Annotated in this window: 3 protein-coding genes; all 3 read left to right on the top strand. The window is 66.3% G+C overall.

Annotated elements, in window-relative coordinates; all coding sequences use genetic code 11:
- Window positions 1-816 (top strand): MraY family glycosyltransferase (locus DAT37_RS37815; protein ID WP_198654643.1); only part of this gene is annotated, 816 nt, incomplete at its 5' end.
- Between the two features lie 130 nt (window positions 817-946).
- A complete protein-coding gene (locus tag DAT37_RS37810) occupies window positions 947-1,366 on the top strand; it encodes a hypothetical protein (protein ID WP_109529755.1) in 420 nt (139 codons plus the stop codon).
- 68 nt (window positions 1,367-1,434) lie between these two features.
- Window positions 1,435-1,650, top strand: a complete 216-nt coding sequence (locus tag DAT37_RS37805; protein WP_109529754.1) for an AtpZ/AtpI family protein — start codon at window positions 1,435-1,437, stop codon at window positions 1,648-1,650.
- Window positions 1,651-1,808 lie beyond the last annotated feature (158 nt).

Raw genomic sequence — 1,808 nt, 5'->3', positions numbered from 1 at the left:
GTCACGATCAACGCGGTCAACTTCGTCGACGGGCTCGACGGCCTGGCCGCCGGGATCGTGTGCATCGCGGCCATGGCCACCTGGGCCTACTCCATCTTCCTGTCCAAGAGCATCAGCGGCGACAACATCACCACCACGGCCGGCATCGCGGCCATTCTCATCGGCACCTGCCTGGGCTTCCTGCCGCACAACTTCCACCCGGCGAAGATCTTCATGGGCGACACGGGCGCGATGCTGATCGGCCTGGTGCTCGCCTCCTCGATCGTCACGGTGACGCCGCTCGATCCCGCCGTCATCGAGGACATGAACAAGGTCCCGGTGCTGCTGCCGCTGCTGCTGCCGGCGGCGGTGCTGGTGCTGCCGCTGGTCGACCTGATCACCGCCGTGGTGCGGCGCACCTCCTACGGCATGTCGCCGTTCGCGCCCGACCGCGGCCATCTCCACCACCGGCTGATGGACATCGGCCATTCGCACCGGCGTTCCGTCCTCATCATGTACGCCTGGGCGTTCATCTTCGCGTTCGGCCTGGTCGCGATGTCCACGATCGGCGTGCCGGTGCTGCTGTTCCCGGTTGTGATCCTGCTCGCCATCGGCGTGCTCGTGCTGATGGCGGCGCCGCGCTGGCGCGGTCGCGGCGGCGCGCACTCGCGCGGCAGACAGCCGAGCGACGACGACGGCCCGCCCACCGGCCCGATGCCGCCGATCCTGCCGGAATCCGAGGTCAAGCCCGTGGCGGACCCCGTGCACGAGCCGCCGCAGGAGCGCGCGAGCGCCGAGGGAAAACCGGTCATTCCCGCCTATCCGAGCCGTTCATGATCGCGAACTAGAAACGGCAGGTAAAAGCGGTCTTCCGTGAGCTTGTGATATCTTTCACGAGCAGGGGCCCCCATTGCACGCGCTCTGGGGGTAGCAAACGCTCGCTTGACAACTTTCTAGGGGAGCACCGATGCAGGCCAACGACGTGCGCGTCCTCAAGAGCGCCGCGCTGCCCACCCTCGTGGTGGGGGCGATCGCCGTGGCCGTTTCGCTCCTGACCGCCGGAGGCAAGGGCGCGCTCGGCGCCGCGATCGGCGTGCTGCTGGTGGCGGTCTTCTTCAGCGTCAGCGTGGTGGCCGTGAGCTACGCCGCCAAGGTGTCACCCCAGGTCATGGCCATGGTGGCCATGGGCAGCTACCTAGTCAAGGTGGTCGTCATCATGGTGATGCTGGCCACATTCGGCGACACCACGGCGTGGAACTCCAAGGCGTTCGCCTGGTCCGTCGTGGTCTGCACGATCGTCTGGACGGGTTTCGAGGTCCGTGCCTTCATGAAATCCAAGATCCTTTATGTGGACCCCGAGGCCACGGTCCCCGGGAAGAGCGATTGATGAGGCCGATCGACAGGGCGGGTCCGATATGACTAGTCCTCCGCTCGCCTGCTATCGTCGGGCGCGCGATGAGCGAACAGGAACGCCGGCCGGAGGACGACGGTCAGGACTTCGCCAGCGCCGCTTGGTCGATCCCCAGCTACCTGCTCGCCGGGATGGCGATCTACGGCGGTGGTGGCTGGTTGCTGGACCGCTGGCTCGACACGTCCGCGTTCTTCCCCATAGGCATCGTCCTGGGGATCGTGCTGTCCGTCTACCTGGTCTACCGGAAGTACGGTCGCTAGCCCGGCGCGGCGATCGCTTCGCTGAGGAAACCCTTTTGATCCACTACGACGTTGAAGGGAACGCCGCGTGAACGCGCTGACGGTCCTCAATCCTCAAGATCAGTTCAAGGCGCCGACGCCTGACGAGCTGTTCAACCTGCCCCCGATCATCCCGGGGG

Origin of the sequence: Nocardia aurea (genome assembly GCF_003123685.1) — a bacterium.
Taxonomy (GTDB): Bacteria; Actinomycetota; Actinomycetes; order Mycobacteriales; family Mycobacteriaceae; genus Nocardia; species Nocardia aurea.
This window is presented reverse-complemented; position numbering and strand designations above follow the sequence as displayed.

Bases quoted from the DNA above. Each gene is read 5' to 3' on its own strand.
- DAT37_RS37810 (WP_109529755.1), top strand. From the start codon at position 947: ATGCAGGCCAACGACGTGCGCGTCCTCAAGAGCGCCGCGCTGCCCACC.
- DAT37_RS37805 (WP_109529754.1), top strand. From the start codon at position 1,435: ATGAGCGAACAGGAACGCCGGCCGGAGGACGACGGTCAGGACTTCGCC.